This window comes from Bacteroides sp. D2, assembly GCF_025147085.1.
GTDB lineage: Bacteria > Bacteroidota > Bacteroidia > Bacteroidales > Bacteroidaceae > Bacteroides.
This window is the reverse complement of record NZ_CP102261.1, coordinates 378,453-399,529: the sequence shown is the minus strand read 5'-3', so window position 1 is coordinate 399,529 and position 21,077 is coordinate 378,453. Positions and strand designations below refer to the sequence as shown.

Annotated in this window: 11 protein-coding genes and 1 pseudogene; 7 read left to right on the top strand and 5 right to left on the bottom strand. The window is 43.4% G+C overall.

All coding sequences use genetic code 11. The annotated features are described in order from the left end of the window. Window positions 1–951, bottom strand: coding sequence for an endonuclease/exonuclease/phosphatase family protein (locus tag NQ505_RS01485; protein WP_004304952.1), 951 nt, complete (start codon window positions 949–951; stop codon window positions 1–3). Between the two features lie 53 nt (window positions 952–1,004). Beyond that, window positions 1,005–3,287, bottom strand: coding sequence for a GH92 family glycosyl hydrolase (locus NQ505_RS01480; protein WP_004299912.1), 2,283 nt, complete (start codon window positions 3,285–3,287; stop codon window positions 1,005–1,007). A gap of 210 nt (window positions 3,288–3,497) precedes the next feature. On the opposite strand from NQ505_RS01480, the gene NQ505_RS01475 reads away from it, so the two are divergent. From NQ505_RS01475 to NQ505_RS01445, 7 genes are all read left to right on the top strand, one after another. After that, a complete protein-coding gene (locus tag NQ505_RS01475; protein ID WP_008997872.1) occupies window positions 3,498–7,538 on the top strand; it encodes a response regulator in 4,041 nt (1,346 codons plus the stop codon). A gap of 188 nt (window positions 7,539–7,726) precedes the next feature. After that, the gene (locus NQ505_RS01470; RefSeq protein WP_004299914.1) at window positions 7,727–8,908 is read left to right on the top strand and encodes a LamG-like jellyroll fold domain-containing protein; all 1,182 of its coding nucleotides are present in this window, start codon (window positions 7,727–7,729) and stop codon (window positions 8,906–8,908) included. 18 nt (window positions 8,909–8,926) lie between these two features. Beyond that, window positions 8,927–10,174 carry a SusE domain-containing protein gene (locus tag NQ505_RS01465; RefSeq protein ID WP_004299915.1) on the top strand — a complete coding sequence of 416 codons (1,248 nt, stop codon included), beginning with the start codon at window positions 8,927–8,929 and terminating at the stop codon, window positions 10,172–10,174. A 14-nt stretch (window positions 10,175–10,188) separates the two neighbouring features. Further along, the gene (locus NQ505_RS01460; protein ID WP_004299916.1) at window positions 10,189–11,580 is read left to right on the top strand and encodes a glycoside hydrolase family 76 protein; all 1,392 of its coding nucleotides are present in this window, start codon (window positions 10,189–10,191) and stop codon (window positions 11,578–11,580) included. Window positions 11,581–11,616: 36 nt separating this feature from the next. Then, entirely contained in the window at window positions 11,617–14,862 is a 3,246-nt protein-coding gene (locus NQ505_RS01455) for a SusC/RagA family TonB-linked outer membrane protein (RefSeq protein WP_008649705.1), read from the top strand. 13 nt (window positions 14,863–14,875) lie between these two features. Beyond that, the gene (locus NQ505_RS01450) at window positions 14,876–16,804 is read left to right on the top strand and encodes a RagB/SusD family nutrient uptake outer membrane protein (protein WP_004299918.1); all 1,929 of its coding nucleotides are present in this window, start codon (window positions 14,876–14,878) and stop codon (window positions 16,802–16,804) included. 36 nt (window positions 16,805–16,840) lie between these two features. Beyond that, on the top strand, window positions 16,841–18,406 hold the full coding sequence (locus NQ505_RS01445; protein WP_259827020.1) for a LamG domain-containing protein: 1,566 nt from the start codon (window positions 16,841–16,843) through the stop codon (window positions 18,404–18,406). A gap of 120 nt (window positions 18,407–18,526) precedes the next feature. Here the strand turns inward: NQ505_RS01445 and NQ505_RS01440 are convergent, their stop codons facing one another. The 3 genes and pseudogenes from NQ505_RS01440 to NQ505_RS01430 form a co-directional block, all read right to left on the bottom strand. Next, window positions 18,527–18,793: a hypothetical protein gene (locus NQ505_RS01440; RefSeq protein ID WP_008776382.1), complete on the bottom strand. Its 267-nt coding sequence runs from the start codon at window positions 18,791–18,793 to the stop codon at window positions 18,527–18,529. Window positions 18,794–19,067: 274 nt separating this feature from the next. Beyond that, window positions 19,068–19,736: pseudogene (locus NQ505_RS01435) on the bottom strand (sulfatase-like hydrolase/transferase); the annotation flags it as partial. 97 nt (window positions 19,737–19,833) lie between these two features. Then, the gene (locus NQ505_RS01430; RefSeq protein ID WP_008997892.1) at window positions 19,834–21,063 is read right to left on the bottom strand and encodes an IS4 family transposase; all 1,230 of its coding nucleotides are present in this window, start codon (window positions 21,061–21,063) and stop codon (window positions 19,834–19,836) included. Between the last annotated feature and the right edge of the window lie 14 nt (window positions 21,064–21,077).

Sequence of the window (21,077 nt, the reverse complement as noted above, 5' to 3'; positions counted from 1 at the left end):
TTATTTCTGCTGACGCTGGTCGAACTCCAGTTCCACCTTTACGGGGAAATGGTCTGAAGGAGTGCGCGCCTGATAAGTCTTGATGTCGATTTCTTCCGGGCAATCGTTCGCCTGCTTCTTTTCTCCCTTGCCTACGATGCTGCGGTAAGTATCAGTCAGCACACCATATCTTTTCACTTGGAAAGACGGAGAAACGAATATATGGTCGATACGGCTTTCCGTAAAGCTGTTCGGGTCGAAGTCGTTGAACGTGCCGTTGATAGCATAGCGGAAGCCGGCCTTCTCGTAAGAGTCGCACAACACCCCTTTGCTCACAAAAGCATCATAAGACTGGTGGGTCTGGTCGACATTGAAGTCTCCCGTCAGGATGGCCGGAAGCTCTTTGCCTTTGCCAAGTTCTTTCATCTTGTCCTGTACGAGGAACGCACTTTCCACGCGTGCTTTCTTGCCGATATGGTCCATGTGCAGGTTGAAGAAAAGGAATTCGAAGCCGGTATCTTTGCATTTGAAGTGTCCCCAACTGCAAATACGCGGCAACACGGCATCCCATCCTTTGCTCGGCACGTCGGGAGTTTCCGATAACCAGAAATCACCTTTCTCTATCACGTCAAACTTGTCTGTGCGATAGAAAATAGCAGAATGTTCACCTTTCTCTTTGCCGTCGTCGCGACCTACACCGATATAATCATAACCGGGTAATGCTTCTTTCATATCTTTCAGTTGATGAATAAAGCACTCCTGCGTGCCGAAAATATCGAAATCGTGGTATTGCACTATTTGGGCAATGACCGGGTAACGTTGTCCCCAACCGTTTCCGTTGATTGAATCGCCACCGTTGGCGTTTCTCAAATTGTAGGAGGCAACGGTGATAGAAGTAGGCTGATAGTTACTTTGACAACCGCAAAAGACGATCGCAACAAGGGCAATTAGTAAAAGGTTTTTCAGTTTCATGTTTTTATAGTTTGTTTGGTAGATAATTCATTGATCTCCAAAAGTACAATATTTTATTCAAACGAAAGAGAGTAAGGTACATCTTTTTCTGTGGTTCCCCGTTGTTTATTGGGTACGGGGCTCATTTGAAATTGAATATTAGCACCTTTAATCAGCTGGTCATGTGTAAGGAAATTACGGGTTTGTGATTTCCCGTTTACTTTCATTTCCTTGATGTAGCGGTTGTCAAGCTGGTTGTTATCTGCCTTGATTGTGATGGTCTTTCCGTTCTCCAAATGTAACTTCGCTGATTTGAAGAGCGGGGTTCCTATGATATATTCATCCGTTCCCGGGCAAACCGGATAGAAACCGAGTGCGGAGAATACATACCAGGCGGAAGTCTGTCCGTTGTCTTCGTCACCGCAATAACCGTCGGGACCGGCGGTATATAGTTTGTTCATAATCTCACGTATCCAGTATTGAGCTTTCCAGGGCTCGCTCGAATAGTTGTAGAGATATACCATGTGCTGAATAGGCTGGTTGCCGTGCGCATATTGCCCCATGTTCATTACTTGCATTTCACGCATTTCGTGAATCATGCCGCGGCTTTCCATTCCCAGTTTACCCGGGATGACAAAGACGGAATCCATCATCGCGTTGAATTCTTTCTTGCCTCCCATCAGGTTGATAAGTCCTTGCGGGTCGTGGAATACGCAGAAGCTCCAGTGCCAGCTATTCCCTTCGCAAAATTCACCGCTCCAGTCCACTGCATCGAAATTCGGATTGAATACGCCTTTGTTGTCTTTGCCAACCATCAGTTTGCGTTCCGGATGATAGACATTTTTGTAGTTCAGCGCGTGTTTCTTATAAATGTCGATTTCGCTCTCCGGTTTACCGAGTTTCTTGCCTAATGTATAAATTGCCCAGTCGTTATATGCATACTCCAGTGTACGTGCAACGTTTTGTCCTATGCCGATATTGTTGGCAACATATCCCAGTTGGTTGTAAGATTCGTAACCGAGACGACCTGAAGCAGTCCCGCGAAGATGTGCATTTGCTCCATGTTTCAATGCTTCCCAAAGAGTTTCGATATCATATCCTCGCAATCCTTTGATGTAAGCGTCGGCCACTACGGAAGCCGAGTTGTTGCCTACCATACAATCCCGATGTCCCGGGCTGGCCCATTCCGGCAGGAAACCGCTTTCCTTGTAAGTATTTACTAGTCCCTCCTGCATCTTTTGATTCATTGACGGATACATCAGGTTGAGGAAAGGGAACAGGCAGCGGAACGTGTCCCAGAATCCGGTGTCGGTAAACATATAACCGGGACGCACTTCGCCGTTGTAGGGGCTGTAATGCATGACTTGTCCCTTAGCATCTATCTCGTAGAAACTGCGTGGAAAAAGCATGGAACGGTATAGACAAGAATAGAAGGTACGTAAATTATCGATATTATCGTCTTCTATCTCTATTTTACTCATTTCACGGTTCCAAATCTCTCTTCCGTTCGCTACCAGTTGGTCGAAACTGTTTTTGCCAAGCTCTTTGAGATTCAACTCCGCCTGTTCGGGGCTGATAAAGGAGGAAGCAACACGTGCGTGTACGATTTCTCCCTTTTTCGTGGCGAATCCGATCACGGCCCCTGTGTGGTTTCCTTTTGCTTCTGTTTCATTCGGAAGAATGTTGTTTTCGAAAACTGTGGAAACGAATGTGAACGGTTTGTCGAATTGAATCACGAAATAGTTTTTGAAGTTTTCCGGCACACCGCCGCTATTCTTGGTTGAATAGCCGATAATCTTGTTTTCTTCCGGAATCACTTTCACATAAGAACCTTTGTCGAAAGCGTCTACAATCACGTAGGCATTCTTTGTCTCCGGATACGTGAAACGGAACATGACGGCACGCTCCGTAGGAGCAAGCTCGGTTGTTACATCATGGTCGGCAAGGTATACCTTATAATAATAAGGTTTGGCAACTTCCGCTTTGTGAGAGAACCAACTGGCACGTCGGTCTTGATCGAATACCAGTCCGCCGGTGATAGGCATGATGGCAAACTGCCCGTAGTCGTTCATCCAGGGACTGGGCTGATGTGTTTGTTTGAATCCCCGGATTTTGTCGGCATCATACGTGTATGCCCAACCGTCTCCCATTTTACCGGTCTGCGGTGTCCAGAAATTCATTCCCCACGGCAATGCCGTAGCCGGATACGTGTTTCCGGTAGACAGTTCAAACTTGGATTGAGTGCCCACCAGTGTGCTGACATAGTCTACCGGATTCTTAACGGCAGAAGATTGCAGGCTGTACAACACGGCACCTCCAAGAAATAGCAAGTGTTTAAATGAAAAATGTGTTTTCATGAACAAATGAATTTATAGATTTGAAAATAATTTCTACGACGAAAATAGGGAGAAAAGGAATGTGCTTCTAGTAATAGAGGGGCTAAATCGCCTCTTGTCGCTGAAATTAACTACTCTGGCACGGAGCTTTACTTATATTCCGGCCAAAAAAAAGCTCGGAATGTTTTTTTGTTTACCTTTGTCATATAGCAAATCTAAGAATAATACACTATGGGAAAACAGTCGGTTTTTATTCTATTCTTTTTTCTTAATCTGTTGATACATAACGCTTATGCTTATAATTTGAAGCAAGTTGCAGATAAAGAGTATATGTCTAATAGTTCGATTACATCTCTGTGCCAGGATGAGCGTGGATTGATGTGGATCGGGACCTGCGACGGACTGAATATTTATGATGGACAGGAGATTGAGGAATTTAAGACTCGTGACAAGGAGGATTACTTATCTGGTAATCTGATTGACAATATTGTGTATACGGGCGAAGATATTTACTGGATTCAAACCTACTATGGGTTGAACCGTTTGAACCGGAAAACCAATACAATCACTCACTATAATGAATTTCAGAAACTCTTCTTTATGAATAAGGATAGTCATGGTAATCTGTTCATTATCCAGGATAGTAACTGCATCTATTATTATCATAAAAAAGAAGGAGTCTTCAAGAAAATCAATATCACGGGAATCCCGATTTCCGATATCGTAAACTTCTTTATCGACGGTAACAACCGGATGTGGGTAGTCATGAAAGGATATAACCGCTGTTATGATATACAGCAGGAAGCCGCATCGGGAGATATCACCCTGTTACCCCAGAAAACGAACCTGATTTATCAGACTTCCTTGATTTATTGTTTCAATGACGAGCAATCTCTTTATTACATAGACAAGGAATTTAATTTCTATGCTTTCCATATTCCGACCCAGAAGAATGAGTTTATTGCCAATCTAGGTAAAGAAATACAGGAACGTGGTAAAATTTCTTCCATCGTTCATTATCATAACAGCTATTTTGTGGGCTTTTTGATGGATGGTATTCTGCTGTTGGAGAAACAGAAGGAGACGAATCATTATCAAATTCAGTCGTTACCTATCAACAGCGGTGTATTCTGTCTCAAGAAAGACTGTTTTCAGGATGTTGTTTGGATTGGTACCGACGGGCAGGGTGTTTATCTTTATTCGAACCCGCTTTATTCTATCAAATCAATGGTGCTTAGCAATTATACCGAGAAAATAGAACGCCCCGTGCGTGCCATCTATCTTGATGATGAACGTACTTTCTGGGTGGGAACCAAAGGAAACGGAATTCTTAAAATCTATGATTACGAATTCGATAAAAACATCTCCGACTGTCGGGCGGAGGTGTTGACTACCTCTAATAGTGCTTTGAGTAGTAATGCCGTTTATTGTTTTGCCAAGAGCCACCGGAATTTGCTTTGGATAGGAGACGAAGAAGGATTAACTTATTATTCATATCGGGAAAAACGTATCAAGAGTATACCAATACGGATCGGTAACGAAGATTTCAAATACATCCATGACATTTACGAAACAGCAGATTCCGAACTGTGGCTGGCGAGTGTCGGCATGGGAGTGGTGAAAGCTCGTATTGCCGGAACACCGGACAATCCGGTGATTGTGGATGCGCAACGTTACATCATCAATGACGGCGAACTGGGATCGAACTATTTCTTTACTATTTATGCGGAGAATGAAGCCAACCTGTTGTTTGGCAATAAAGGATATGGGGTATTCCGCTATAACGAAACGACGAATGGCCTGGAACCGGTGTCTACTCACAAATACGAAAACATGACCCTGAATAATATTCTCGCTATCAGTAAAGACAGCAGCAATAACTATCTTTTCGGAACGAGCTACGGATTGATAAAGTACACATCGGAAACCTCTTATCAGCTCTTCAATGCCAAGAATGGTTTCCTGAATAATACCATTCATGCAATTCTTAGAAACTCGTCCGACGACTTCTGGTTGAGCACCAATCTTGGATTAATCAATTTCGATACGAAAAGGAATGTCTTTCGTTCATACGGTTTTGGAGATGGTTTAAAGGTGGTAGAGTTTAGTGACGGAGCCGCTTTTCGGGATTCCCAGACTGGTACTCTGTTCTTTGGCGGAATCAATGGAGTCGTAGCTATCCGGGCGGATGGCCGTCCGGAGCAGCTTTATATGCCTCCTGTTTATTTTGATAAGCTGTCTATCTTCGGTGAACAATACAATCTGGGCGAATTTCTCACCCGGAAAAAAGAAACTGAAGTCTTGAATTTGCAGTATGACCAGAATTTCTTTTCTGTTTCATTTGCCTCTGTGGATTATCTGAATGGTAATAACTGTACCTATTTCTATAAACTAAAAGGATTGAGTGACCAATGGGTAAACAATGGTTCGGAAAGCGGAGTCTCTTTTACGAATATGGCTCCCGGCGAATATACCTTACTGGTGAAATATTACAATAGTGTTTTTGATAAAGAGAGTGATGTCTATTCTCTGGTGATTCGTATAGGTGATCCGTGGTATGCTTCCTGGTGGGCTTATTTGATTTATGCCCTGTGTCTGCTTTTACTGGCAGCCTTGCTGATACGTTCCTTTATCCTGCGCTCCAAACGTAAAAAGCAGGAATTGCTGAACGAGATAGAGAAACGCCATCAAAAGAATGTCTTTGAGTCCAAACTTCGTTTCTTTACTAATATCGCACATGAATTTTGTACTCCGCTGACTTTGATTTATGGTCCTTGCGGACGAATCCTTTCATCGAAGGGACTTAGTAAATTTGTCGTGGACTACGTACAGATGATTCAGACGAATGCGGAGCGTCTCAACAACCTGATTCATGAGTTGATCGAATTTCGTCGGATTGAAACGGGAAACAGGGAAGTGCGGGTTGAATCATTGAATGTGTCTTCCATTGTGAAAGGAATAGCCAAAACGTTTGTTGAAATGGCTAAATCCAGAAACATCACTTTCTTGAGCAAGATACCCGAGCAGGTGATGTGGAACTCGGACAAAGGGTTTCTGAATACGATTATTATTAATCTGATTTCTAATGCCTTTAAATATACTCCCGACGGACAAAGTATCAAGATTGAAGTGGATACGAGCGGGGAAAACATGCTGACTCTTCGTGTAGCGAATGAAGGAAGTACCATCAAGGAAAAGGATTTTCAGTATATTTTTAATCGGTATGCCATTTTGGATAATTTCGAGAATCAGGATGAAAAGAACTTTTCACGGAATGGCCTGGGGCTGGCTATTTCTTATAATATGGCTAAGTTGCTGAATGGTACATTGAAAGTGGAAAACACTTCTGACGGATGGGTGATGTTTACATTAACCTTGCCGGTCATGGAGCTGACTACCGGAGTGTCGGAAACCAAACGACTGATGGCGGAATATATCCCCAAGATAGATACTCAACCGATATTGAAACTTCCCCAGTATGAGTTTGATAAGATGCGTCCTACGCTTTTGGTTGTCGATGATGAAATCGAAATGCTATGGTTTATTGGAGAAATCTTCTCGGCTGACTTCAATGTGGTAACCTTGCAAGATCCCGAACGGCTGGATCAGGTGATGAATGAGGTTTATCCGAATGTGATTATCTGTGATGTCATGATGCCGGGAATGGGTGGCATTGAACTGACCAGGCGGATTAAATCGGTGAAAGAGACGGCGCATATTCCTATTATTGTGGTTTCCGGACGACACGAGATGGAACAACAGATGGAAGCCCTTTCTGCCGGTGCGGAAATGTATATCACAAAACCGTTTAGTGCGGAGTATCTTCGTATCTCTGTCTGTCAGGTGATAGAACGGAAAGAGGTGTTGAAAAATTATTTCAGTTCGCCGATCAGTTCTTTTGAAAAGTCGGACGGGAAGTTGACGCATAAAGAGTCGAAGAAGTTCCTACAGTCGGTTTTGAAGATTATCAATGATAATATAACGAACAAAGATTTGACTCCACGTTATATCGCCGATCGGCTGGCAATCAGTCCCCGGAGTCTTTATCGGAAGATGGAAGAGATAGGAGAGGATAGCCCGACCGATCTGATTAAGGAATGTCGTTTGCACATAGCGAAAGATTTATTGCTGACCACTAAAAAGACGATTGATGAAATTGTATTCGATTCGGGATTCTCGAACAAAGTTACTTTCTTTAAGGTGTTCCGTGAAAAGTATGAGTGCACGCCAAAAGAGTTTCGGATGAAACATTTGGAAGAGGTTCAGCAGTAGTCTGTGGCGGGAATTTTTAAAGAAAAAGAAGAAGTAAATATCCGTGTTAATATAGTAAATATCCGTGCCAAAAGGTAAAAAAGGATAGTTAATTTTCTTTTGGTAGAGTTTAGTGATTTTATCTTTGTCTCATCGAAGTTTTTAAGTAGATAAACTTGAAAAGTATTAATTTATTAATCTTTAATCTAATGAAAAGGAAACTTAGTTTTTTATTTCTTTCAGCATTGACCATTCCATTTTTTATGGTATCGTGCAGTGATGATAAAGAAGAACAGGAAGTGAAACCGGCAACAGATCTGGTTGTCGATAATAATTCGGTGACACTACTACAAGGAGACGAAATTACGGTGAGTATCACCTCCGGTAATGGCGATTATTATGTGAAGCCATTTGATGAAAACGTGGCGACGGCTACAATCAATGGTAATAAGGTGACTATTAAAGCTACCGAAAATAGCCAGTTGGAAGAAAATAACCGTACGGAAACTACTATATTAATAGTAGATGGACGTAAGAAAGTGGCTAGAGTGCTGGTTCGGGTAGCAAAACTCTGGGATTTGACGGTAGATGCACCGGAAGAAGGTTTTGACCTTTTTATCGGTGAAAAGAGACTGGTGAAGATTTTGACCGGTAACGGAGATTATCAGATTTCCATACCGGAAGGTGCTGATAAGTTTTTGGAAGTGGGTGAACTATCCGGACAAGTTATTCCGTTGACTGCCAAGTTCGAGACTGGAGCCGATCCGGTAAATATTACGATAACAGATAAGAATGGTAAGAGTGATCCCCGTTTCCGTAGTCAGCAAACTATTTATTGCGATGATTCGGAAGGTGGACGTAAGACTCCGGGTAAATGGTATCATATAGCCATTGTATATGATGGAACGAAATCAAGTACTAAAGAGGCTTATAAAATGTATATAAACGGGGTGAGAGAAACGTTGACTCCTGCAGATAACTCTTATGAGGATTGTGCCCCTAATTCATCTCTCAATCTGACAGATGTAGGTGGAAATGATAAAGCACTGTTGATTGGACGTTCCGGAGATTCATATCGGGTAGGATATTGCAAAGTTTATCAGGCACGGATGTGGAAGAGAGCGTTGGACGAAAGTGAAATTAAAGCGAATATGTGCAAAATCCTTAATGCAGAAGAACACTCTGACTTGATGGGATATTGGGTATTCTCGAAAGGTGTCGGAGGTACTACAGTTTTTGAAAATTGGGGAAATGGCGGCAGCGGATTGGATGCGCAAGTTTGTTTGCAGAATATAAGCGAAAATAAACCTGCCTGGGGAGCGGAACTTCCTGCAACTTATAATGGAGATAAGAGCCGCTTTGAACCAATTGAATGTCCTCATTCATACTAAAACTAGGAATATAATAATATGAGAAACAATATGATAACAAAAAAACTAATCAAATTTGCCCTGCTGTTTTTTCTTATCGGACTGACGGCTTGTGACAATAAACTGAATCCGGGATTTGATCCGGATGATTATGAACCGATTGTTCCGCCTGAACCTGTTAGAACAATGGATGCAATGGCTAGTGGCGAGCGAGTAGTACTTTCGGGTGCTTCGTTGACGGATATTGTTCTGAAATGGACGCCTACCGAGAAACACGGAAATACAGTATATCGTTATGAAGTATTGATTGATACGATCGGGGGAGACTTTACCAAACCGGTAGAAACGATCTTTTCTGACAATAACGGTTTGGAATCACAGTTGACTTTAACCCATTATCAGGCAAACACAATAGGTAAACTGGCTAAATTCCGTTGCAATACCAACGGCACACTGCGTTGGAAGGTGCGTGCTTATTGCGGATTGGATCAGGCTCTTAGTAGTCTGGAAGGTTATTTCGTAATTTTTATGATGGACGGCATTGATGATATGCCTTCTGAAAACGAGCCGGTTTATATCACTGGCGTGGGTACGGAAGATGATGGTGATGAAGCGGAAGCACAACAAATGCTCCGTCAGAATGAAGGAATCTATCAGACTTTCACTCAATTGAAAGCCGACCAGCCATTTATATTTATGTCTACTGTAGAAGGTCGCAAATGCTATTATTATGTAGACGACAACGGAGTGTTGCGTGAGCGTAATGATGGTGAAGACTATACAGTTACGGTTCCTCAATCAGGCATCTACCGGATTACCATTAATATGGGTGAACAAACGATCAGTTACGATGAAATAGGAGCTGTATATCTTTATAACCATTCGGGTGGGTATAGACAGGATTTCAACTATCTGGGATATGGCAAATGGGGTGTGAAGAATTATACTGCCCGGAAACAAACGGAAAGTTGGGCAGGAAGCGGTGAAACCCGTCATAGCTTTAAGATGGAAATCAACGGAACAACCTACCGTTGGGGACATAAGGAGAAAGATAAAGGGCAACCGAATCTGACTACCGACAACAGCTATTATAATTTATATCAACTGGCATTGGGCACAGATCCATGGGATTACAGTTTCCGTTTCTGCGACGAATTACTGCAATGGGGCGAAAAGCAGGGAAATGTCTATTATGCTACGGTGAAAACCGATGTAACCCTCTATTTCAATGCAGAGTTTGGAACGTACACCCACCGTTGGGTAGCTTCGGAAACGAATGAAGATTAAAACTGAATAATAATATGAAGAACTATATAGTATCATTATCAAAAAGAGCTTTGTTGTTAAGCGGTGCACTGGCAATATTTACAGCTTGTGACGACGGCGATCTGGGAGACATCTACAAAGGTAATTCATCCGGTGAATATGTGTCGGATGTGAACTGGACAGATGCAGCCGACAAAAGTACGGGAACTTATATCAAATATTTCTATGAGAATGCCAGCGGACGGGATACCTTTTGCGGAAGCATTTACTGGGAAAAACCGAATACACCGGAAACCGGAGAACCGGCAAGCACGGGCGGTAGCGGCGGATGGTCGCAGGGACATGCATTGGACATCGTGATCGATGCTTATATCCGTCACGCAAACAATCCCGAATATCAAGCTCATTTGTATGAAAACATCATGAAACCTTTCCTGCCGGCTTTTGATGACTGGAATGAACATTGCGGTTATGGTGGCAAAGACTTCTGGAATAACTTCTATGATGATATGGAATGGATGGCACTGTCTTGTCTGCGGGTTTATGAATTGACTGGCGATCAGGATTACTACAGTGCGTTGATGAAGATGTGGAACCATATCAAGGGAGCGAAGAATGACTATAAAGGGGTAGGAGGAATGGCATGGAAAACGGATGCGCCGGCTTCACGTATGTCTTGTTCCAATGGTCCCGGTTGCCTTCTGGCTATGAAATTGTATCAACTTACCGTTAAGGAGGCTAAAGACGGCTGGGAAGAGCAGGCTGCTTATTACCTGAACTTCGCCAAAGAGGTATACAACTGGATGACGGCTTATCTGTGTGATATTTCCACCGGACAGGTATATGATAATCTTAGTATTAAAGATGACGGAACACCGGGAGATCCTGATAAAGTAGCCTTGTCTTATAATCAGGGAACATTTATGGCGGCTGCCCTGGAGCTGTACAACGCTACAGGTGAGGATGAATATCTTCGTAATGCGGTTGCTTTCGGCTCTTACCAGGTGAATAAGAAAATGGATTCCAACTATCCGGTATTCAGTGGTGAAGGAAATTCGGGAGATAATCTTTTATTCCGTGGAATATTTGTCCGTTACTTCCTGGATATGGTGAAACAGCCGACTAACAGCCTTTATCCGGAAAAGACCAAGAATAAGTTTATCGCTGCATTGCGCAGCTGTTCTGATGTGCTTTGGACGTTGGCTCATCCCGAAGGCTATTATGTGTGGGAGTACGACTGGGCAAAAGCACCGACCTTCGGTAATCGTGACAACAGGGAAGATCGCCTGACAATCTCCTTGAATGCGGAAGTCCCGGGAGCAACAATGATTGAAATCCGTGCTCGTTATGAAGACTGGGTACAAGGTAAAGCAACGGAAAAGGCCAACTGGGTCGGACCGGATTTCGGTAAGAAAGCAGAGGAATAAGATTGATTTATTACACATAGAAAATCGAAAAGAAAGATGATACATATAAAAAGAAATATTTGTCTGGTGGCTGTTTCTTGCACTCTTCTTGCAGGTATACCTTTGCAGGGTGTGGCGCAAACGGGAAGAACGGCAAAGGTGCAGGCCACACAAAACCATAAAATAACAGTGTCGGGTACGGTATTGGACAAGACGACAAATGACCCGTTGATCGGTGTGTCTGTTGTCGTGAAAGGGGTGGCCAATGCAGGTACGATTACAGATATGGATGGTAAGTTTACATTGAAGCTGCCTTATGCGGAAGCTCCGTTGGTGTTTTCTTACCTGGGTTACCAGCCACAGGAAATTGTTCCCGGTGCAAAGAAGGAACTGACTGTCTTACTACAGGAAGATACGAAAGCCTTGCAGGAAGTGGTTGTGGTAGGTTATACCAAACAACGTAAAGAAACGATGATCGGTTCTGTTGCTACCATCACGACAAAAGATCTGACGCAAAGTCCTACTGCCAATATCAACAATGCGCTTGCCGGACGTCTGCCGGGGTTGATTGTAAACCAGTATGCGGGTGGTGAACCGGGTGTGGATCAAAGTGAATTGTTTATCCGTGGTAAGGCAACTTACGGTAACCAGAGTGCCATTGTCATTGTCGATGGAATCGAACGTGACATGAGTTACCTCGCACCGGATGAAATTGAAACATTCACTATCCTGAAAGATGCTTCCGCCACTGCCGCTTATGGTATCCGTGGTGCAAATGGTGTAATCGTTATTACTACCAAACGTGGTAAGGCAGCGGAAAAGGCAACCGTGAACCTGAAAGCCTCTATCGGTATTAACCAGCCGATCGGTTTCCCCGAATATTTAGGCTCTGCCGATTATGCAACTTTATATAATGAAGCCAGATTGAACGATGCCAAGATGACGGGTGCAGACATCAGCAGTTTGAACCTTTTCTCTCAACAGGCGATTGACAATTTCCGCCGTGCGAAAGGAGACAACTCCGATGGTTTGGGATATGACTGGGATTATTATGATTTTGCCTTCAAACCCGGTTTGCAGGAAGATGTCAGCCTCTCCATTCGTGGAGGTACGGACAAGGTACGTTATTATGTATTGGCCAATTACTTTTCACAAGGCGGTAACTACAAATATTCGAATGCCGGTGAATATGACTCGCAAACCAAGTTCACCCGTTACAACTTCCGTTCGAACATCGATATCAACATTAATCGTTATTTGAGTACCCGTTTGGATTTGGGGGCCCGTATTACCGACCGTAATGCACCGGGTACAACAGCCGGTCGCCTGATGACCATCTGTGCTACCCAGCCTCCATATCTGCCCATCCTGGTGGAAGAAAATGCGCATCCGCAGAATGAGGAATACATTCAGCAAAATCCTCGTGGAATGCTTTATGGTGACAATATCTACCGTTACAATCTTCTGGGTGAATTGAGCCGTACCGGTTATCTGAATGAAAAGAACACGTATCTGAATGGTAGTTTTGCCATGAATCTGGATATGGAATTTCTGACGAAAGGATTAAAAGCGGAAGTGATGTTCTCTTATGATGCTTCTGAAGGACGCTGGATTAATCGTAAACTGGATACTTACAAAGACGGTTATCGTGAATATCCGAAATATGCGACGTTTATGCCGATCGAAGGTTCGGATGCTTATATGGCAGGCGGACACTATACGGGTGCTTACAAAACGGGTAACAAATATGATATTGACCAGACTATTGGCAACGGATTCAGTCATAACGCTTCTGACGGACGTACTTATATACAGGCACGTTTGGATTACAACCGTTTGTTTAGCAACCGCCACGAAGTGACCGCCATGTTATTGGCAAACCGTGGTAACCGTACTGTTAACAATGAACTGGCTTATCATAGCCAGGGTATCACCGGACGCTTTGCTTATTATTATAATCAGAAGTATCTGATGGAATTTAACTTCGGTTACAATGGTTCCGAAAACTTCGCTCCGGGCAAACGTTACGGGTTCTTCCCAGCTGGTTCAATCGGTTGGGTAGTCTCTGAAGAGGAATTTATGAAAAAGGCTTCCTGGATTGACTTCCTGAAAGTAAGAGCCTCCTATGGTTTGGTAGGTAGTGACAATGTCAGCAGCCGTTTCCCATATCTGGCTTTCTACGGTGGTGGCAGCGGTTATGATTTCGGTAATAACTTTGGTACGAATGTAGGCGGTACTTCCGAAGGTAATCTGGCTAATGCGAATCTGACTTGGGAGAAAGCCCGTAAACTGAATGTCGGTATCGACTTTACTACCCTGAACCAACGTTTGGCATTGACGATAGATGCATTTTATGAATATCGTTTTGACATTATTACAGATATGAATAGTGACGGTATCATGGGATATCCGGATATTGTAGGTAAAGATGCAGCTTTACAGAATCTGGGTGAAGTAAGCAACCGCGGTGTGGATATCGAATTGAGCTGGAATGATAAGATTGGAAAGGATTTCCGTTACTATATTCGTCCGAACCTGACTTTCTCCCGCAACCGTTTGGAATATAAAGCGGAAGTTGCCCGCAAGAACTCCTGGCGTAAAGAAACCGGTAAACGTTTATACGAAAACTTCGTCTATGTGTTCGATCATTTTGTAGCCGATCAGGAAGAGGCTGACCGCTTGAACAAGATCGGTTATCAGCCGTGGGGACAATTAATTCCGGGAGATGTTGTTTATAAGGATTTGGATCGTAACGGAGTGATTGATGATGAAGACCGTACAGCAATGGGAAATCCGCGTAGTCCGGAACTGATGTTCGGTATTCCTTTCGGTTTCCAGTATAAGAACTTTGATTTTAGTGTATTATTGCAAGGTGCGACAAAATCATCTATTCTGTTGAATGGGGCTGCTGTATTTGACTTCCCGCAATTTGAACAAGATAAGATCGGACGTGTGAAGAAAATGCATCTGGACCGTTGGACACCGGAAACGGCTGCTACTGCCAAATATCCGGCATTGCATTATGGAACACATGATAACAACAAGAATGGAAACAGTAGTTTGTTTTTGTATGATGCTTCCTACCTGCGTCTTAAGAATGTGGAAATTGGTTACAATGTATCACCCAAATTATTACGTAAATTCCATGTGCAACAGGCACGTATCTATGTGCAAGGTCTGAATCTGTTGACTTTTGATAAACTGGGTGATGTGGATATAGATCCGGAAACGAAATCCGGAGACGGAGCTTCCTGGTATCCTATTCAAAAGGTATTCAATTTTGGTATTGATATAACATTCTAAATAAGATAGAAATATGAAAAAGTTATATAGATTTTCAGCAATTGCTTTATTGGTCCTGCCGTTGGTCTTTACTTCATGTAGCGATTACCTGGATCGGGACGATGATGATAATATTACGGAAGCGGACGTTTTTGCCCGTTACGAAAAAGTGAACGGACTGGTTTCCGACGTATACGCGGCTGCAAAGAAAGCAGACCGTCCGCTGGTGTTCTTCGAGCACTTCAGCAACAGTGCCATTACGGACGAATGTGAAGGAACCAACGTAGAGGGAAACATTACGAATAACTTCAATAACGGTGCCTGGAACCCGAATTCTTTGCCCGGTAGTGTAGGGCAATATTGGGAAGCTCTTTATGAAGGAATCCGTAAAGCGAACCTGATTATAGAAAATGTACAGAAGTATAACACGCCCGACAACCCACAGCAGGATGGTGATCTTCGCAACCGTATCGGTGAGATGTATTTCATGCGTGGTTATTTCCACATGCTGTTATTGCGTATGTATGGCGAAGCTCCTTATATTGACCGTGTGATTAATGCCGGAGATAATATGGACTTCAAGAAAGAATCTGTTCATTCGATGGTTGAAAAGATTGTGACGGATGCGCAAACTGCTTATGGCATGGTTCCTAATAAATATGTGAAAACTTCCGAGAATTTTGGGCGTGTGGATAAGGGAGCCTGTCTGGGATTGATTTCTTTTGTTCGCTGGGTAGCGGCTACTCCGTTGTGGAACGGTGCTTCTCAATATGGATACAACTTGCGTCGTGTGTTTGAAAATGAGTATGCTTATGATGCTACTCGTTGGAGAAAAGCCAAAGAAGCGGCTAAAGCCGTTCTGGATTTCGAAGTCGGCGGAACCAAGCGTTATTCTCTCTATACGAAACATGATGCAAATGATTTCAAGGATCCGGCTGACGGTAATCTGAATGACAGCCGTGTATATGCTCGTTTGTGGGATATGTTTTATGATATGGATGCCTTTGCCAATGAGTATGTGTTCTTTATGACGAAGAGCAAGGATCAGGCATGGCAGGGTGATATTTATCCGCCCAGCCGTGAGGGAAGTTCGCGCCAGCAACCGGTGCAGGAACAAGTGGATGAATACGAATATATCGTAGGTGATTATGGCTATCCGGTATATTCGGCAGAAGCCCGCAAAGGTGGCTATGATGATACTAATCCGTATGTGAAAGGTACTCGTGACCCGCGTTTCTATCGCGATGTAATTTATCACGGAGCTCCTTACCGTAATAATAAGAACGAGTCGAAAACGATCAATACGGCGAGTGGTTCCGATAAGATTGGTGCTACCAATGCAACTACTACCGGTTATTATTTACGTAAATTCCAACAGGAGTCATGGAACAAATCCGGTAACTTCAGTATCAATGCGCCCGCCATCTGGCGTCTTCCGGAGTTTATTTATATTTATGCAGAGGCTTGTAATGAATTGGGCGAGGATATCGATGAAGCTTATAAATTGGTGAATACGGTTCGTGAACGTTCTTTTATGAAACCGATGCCGCCGGAAGTAAAGACTAATCAACAGTTGATGCGTGAATACATTCAGCGCGAACGTCGCGTGGAACTTTTTTATGAAGGAAAACGTCCGTGGACTTGCCGCTTGTATCTGGAACCCACCAGTAAGGAAGAGCTAGCAAAGGAAAGCCTTTGGAAATCGAGCGGGAGTGACAATTCAAAACGTACACAGAAATACTGGGCTGCCAATAACGGTGCATTGCCCCGTTGCCAGCGAATGATTAACGGAATGCGTCCGGTGCAGGATGAGAATGGGGCCATTACGGTTGACGGTGTGAAATATAGAATGGAGCGTTTCTGCGTGGAAGAACGTACGTTCTCTATTCAGCATTATCTGTTCCCGATTCGCCAGAGTGAGTTGCAGAAGACACCGACCATTGAACAAAATCCCGGATGGTAAACCGGTAGGAATGTATAACTTTAAAAAGAAAATCAGATGAAACGAATCTATACATATATGTGTCTGTTGCTTTTGTCGGTATTATCGTTTGCCGTTACAGGTTGTGATGACGATGACGATGTGGCTAAAGACTTGATAGAGTTGATTGTGAACAAACCGGTAATACGTATCGGGCAGAATGAGGAAGCCAAAGTGAATGTAGTGGTTGGAAACGGAAACTATACCGTGAGAAGTTTCAACACTGCCATTGCAACGGCTACCGTTTCCGGCGAATTGATAACTGTAAAAAGTGGCTCACAGAATGGGGCCACTACCGTCGAAGTAATGGATGGAGAAGGAGTAGTTGCCAATATTTCTGTGAATGTAGGTGTATTTGAATTGGAAGTGAATGAACCGGAGGTGATCTTGGAAGTTGCCGATGAAAAGCAACTGATTGTCAGCATGGGAAACTTTTCCAGCAATGATGAATTGTCTTATGAGGTGGAGGATGAAACGGTTGTCAGCATGGTTAATACAGATCAGTTCCGTCCTTTCTATACTTTGACAGGTTTGAAGAACGGACATACAACAGTGACTTTTACAGACCATAAAGGAAAACAGGCAGTGGTTCAGGTGACGGTAAATCCGATTTCTATCGATGTCTCCAATCTGACACCGAGAGTGGGAGTCAACAATAAGATCATGATTACGGTAGAAAAAGGGAACGGAGGTTATAGTCTGACAGCAGAGAATGAAGAGATTGTAGCTATTCAGCAGGTGGATGACACTCGTTTCAATTTAATAGGTAAGAAAGCGGGTATCACTACCGTGTTTGTCAGAGACGAAGCGGAACAGGAATTAAGTCTGACCGTAACGGTGGTACAGGCAGATAAAGTGGCAAACCTGGGTAGCGGTAATTACTTTAAAGTACCGTTTGAATATAATGGTACGGCAGATGAATCGCTAAAGAATTTGAGTACGCTCACATTTGAGGCTCGTTTCAACATTGAGTCGTTGAATGGCAATGACAATGGAAATGCCCGGATTAATACGGTGATGGGTATAGAGAAGAAATTCTTGCTGCGTGTCGATGTGCATAAGGGAGGAAGCAATGATGAGGAACGTTTCCTTCAGCTTGCTGCAGATGATAAAGGTAGTATTCGCTATGAGGGCTCTACTAAGATAGAAACCAATAAGTGGTATGATGTGGCTGTGGTATTGGATAATAGTAAGAGCGGAAGCGAGCGGATTGCGTTGTATGTAAATGGTGTCAGAGAAACGCTTCAATTATCAAACGGTACGCCGGATGATTTGAAAGAGATCAATCTTACTTCTGATTTCTACATCGGCCAGTCTGATGGTAAACGCCGGTTGAACGGAGCTATCAGTTATGCCCGTATTTGGACAAAAGCCTTGTCGGATCAACAGATCTCCGAGCAGAGCGGCAAGTTGTTGAGTGAGGATAAGGATGGAATGGTAGCTAATTGGTTATTCAATAATGGAAATGGTAATACCAAGACATTTGTGTCCTTGGCAGGAAAGAGCTTCGAAGCAGAGGCGGCAAATATTGTTTCAAGTTGGAAAACAGATCCGATATTGGAAACAAGTACTCCTACAGAATGATTGTAAGAAGATAGGATAATAAAAAAGCCATCCCCGGAATAGACGAAAGTAGGGATGGCTTTTTTTTGTAGTGTGCTTACTATTCTTCGGCAGACTATGTCCTGCATGTTGTTGGCAAGGTTATTCCTTGACAGGCTCAGCCGGTTTGTCTTTTGATGTAGTGTCTGTGACAACTGTATCATTGACAATGGCGGCTAGTGCAACCAGTTCTGCCTTTGCAGGCGTGTCTTCTTTAGTTACAGTATCTTTAACTACTGTATCGTTGACAACTGTCGCATTGATTTCTGTCGGGGCTGTCACAGCTTCTGCAGAACTCTGAGCCTTTACAAGGAATGAACCACCACAAACAAACATAAACATTGCTACTACTAATACTAATTTTTTCATAATCGTTTGCTTTAATGATTATTAGACATATGTTTTCAATTCTCTACCTTTGTGTTAAGGAATCGGTTATTGCTTTTCGCTAACGTCTAATTAAAGATCAAAGCGCGTGCCAAAATTAGAGAATGTATGATAAGTGATTGATAAATAAAGGAATGAGGAAGATGATGCCAATTAGGATAGTGGGGAAGTATGTGTGGAGTGTGTGGAAACTGTGGCGGGGAGTGTGGAATTATTCCACACTCCCCGCCACCATTCTTTTATTTAGGTAATCTATTTACTTAATTTCATCCGGCCAGGGACAAGGTTTGCCTGTCGCTTTGAAAGTCGGTCGTTGTGCATCTACTTTTCTTAGATAGTTGCCCAGCTCTTTAGAAAGTTTCTTCACGATGTCCGGATGCTGTGCACTAAGATCGTTGCTTTCTCCTATATCATCAGGTATGTTGAATAACTCTTTCTTGCCTGTTCCATAGTAATAAATCGATTTCCAGTCGCCGTTTCGAACGGCACAATTAAAGTTGATTCCGGGACCGTCATTTCCCCAGTTGTTAGGCATATTCCAGAAAAGACTCCGGCCTTTGGCCGGGTTGCCTGTCTGTTTCAGCAGAGGGATGAAACTGATACCGTCTAGCGGCTGAACTGTCTGGTAGTTCTTGACACCTGCCATTTCAAGAATAGTAGGGTAGAAGTCTTCTATCAACAAGTAGTTGTTGCATTTGCTTCCCGGAGCTACTACTCCCGGCCAGCTGACAATCATCGGTTCGCGGATGCCACCTTCGTAAGTAGAACCTTTACCACTGTTCAACGGATAATTCTGTGTATGCAGCTTGCCGTCACGCCATCCGGATTCGGATGCAAGTCCTCCGTTATCACTCATAAAAATGATAATAGTGTTGTTGGCTTTTCCATTCTTTTCCAGCCAGTTCATTAAATCACCTAAACTTTTATATTGCTGTCCGATAAAACTTAGCAAAGGTATAATATGCATAGCTCGGCTACTGATTTTCAGTGGTCGAGTTTCTTTTTAGGCTAACGCAAGGCCCTTAATCGAAAAGTGATGTCTGATGAGGTGACTCGGATGCGGCTTCCAGGATGCTTTCCCAGTCTCTTTCGGGATGATTGAATAGGCTGTAAAAGTCCACATAGTACATCAAGGTTATCCTGACCATTGTTGCCAGTCCCGAGAAGCTCCATGATCGAGTCAGCCCTTTCTGCATGACCATTAGTAATAGGTTGGCGATCAAGGTCACCCATATTTGTATCTTAATGGCATTTGCACTTTCGCCATAAAAGTATTTCAGTGGGAAGTTTTGCTTCATCTGCTTGAACAGCAGCTCGATTTCCCATCGTTTGTGGTAAATGGCGATTATTTCAGAAGGGTCTGACTCTCTGTCGTTGGTAAGCAGGGATATGAGCTTGTGCTTCTCTTCATCGGCATACGTTATTACACATGCCTGGTGATTGATAGTTTCTCCATTCTTAAGCTGTTTGGTGAAAGTCACCTGCTGTATACGTACCTCCATAAGCCCCTTAGGAGTTTGATACATAGTATCACTCAAGACACTGTATTTCAATCCCTTCTTCATCTTGGTTACATAAATAACTCCTCTTTGGGTCATTTGCTCAAACTTCTGGTAGTCTATATAGGCACGGTCCATAGCCATTATGTCACCTTTGTTCAAGGTTGAAGGCTTTAGCATGAATGAGTCGTTGGTAGCCGCAGAGGTGAACCTAATGTCGGAAGGTACACCTTCGTTAGCATGAATGACGGTGTGAACTTTTATGCCACCTTTCTTCTTTCCGGTCTTGGGATGCCGCCCTACGCCTTTGAAAAGCAGGTTGGAGAATAAGGTGATGGTGGTGGAATCTATGATCTGCAGCCGTTTCATCCATTTGGGCTCTTTGTGACTTCGGCTGTCCGAAGAAAGGTGATTACGGTAAGTGGCGTACAAATCCCGGTATATGGACTCAAACACGGATTCCGGACGTCTCTTGTTGGCATCCGCCAAAGTGCTCCGGGATGTCATCACCGAGATACCCAGGTGACATAATTTGCGTGCCTCTGCCTGTAAAGAGGCTGTTATCTCACGCAAGGAGTCGAAACGCATGATTACAGCATAGAGCATCACAACCAGATGCGTCCACCCGTCAAAACGCTTCACATACCGTTCTCCGCCGTTCGAACGACTGTGATTTAGAACTTTTGACTTATCAAGCAATTTTATTACCTGACAATAGAGCGGCTGTCCGCTAAAATGTGTACTTTTACCCATGGTTATTTAAACTT

Excerpts from the sequence above, each read along its gene's own strand:
- NQ505_RS01450 (WP_004299918.1), top strand. The coding sequence starts at position 14,876 with ATGAAAAAGTTATATAGATTTTCAGCAATTGCTTTATTGGTCCTGCCG.
- NQ505_RS01430 (WP_008997892.1), bottom strand. The coding sequence starts at position 21,063 with ATGGGTAAAAGTACACATTTTAGCGGACAGCCGCTCTATTGTCAGGTA.
- NQ505_RS01455 (WP_008649705.1), top strand. The coding sequence starts at position 11,617 with ATGATACATATAAAAAGAAATATTTGTCTGGTGGCTGTTTCTTGCACT.
- NQ505_RS01440 (WP_008776382.1), bottom strand. The coding sequence starts at position 18,793 with ATGAAAAAATTAGTATTAGTAGTAGCAATGTTTATGTTTGTTTGTGGT.
- NQ505_RS01460 (WP_004299916.1), top strand. The coding sequence starts at position 10,189 with ATGAAGAACTATATAGTATCATTATCAAAAAGAGCTTTGTTGTTAAGC.
- NQ505_RS01475 (WP_008997872.1), top strand. The coding sequence starts at position 3,498 with ATGGGAAAACAGTCGGTTTTTATTCTATTCTTTTTTCTTAATCTGTTG.
- NQ505_RS01445 (WP_259827020.1), top strand. The coding sequence starts at position 16,841 with ATGAAACGAATCTATACATATATGTGTCTGTTGCTTTTGTCGGTATTA.
- NQ505_RS01485 (WP_004304952.1), bottom strand. The coding sequence starts at position 951 with ATGAAACTGAAAAACCTTTTACTAATTGCCCTTGTTGCGATCGTCTTT.
- NQ505_RS01480 (WP_004299912.1), bottom strand. The coding sequence starts at position 3,287 with ATGAAAACACATTTTTCATTTAAACACTTGCTATTTCTTGGAGGTGCC.
- NQ505_RS01470 (WP_004299914.1), top strand. The coding sequence starts at position 7,727 with ATGAAAAGGAAACTTAGTTTTTTATTTCTTTCAGCATTGACCATTCCA.
- NQ505_RS01465 (WP_004299915.1), top strand. The coding sequence starts at position 8,927 with ATGAGAAACAATATGATAACAAAAAAACTAATCAAATTTGCCCTGCTG.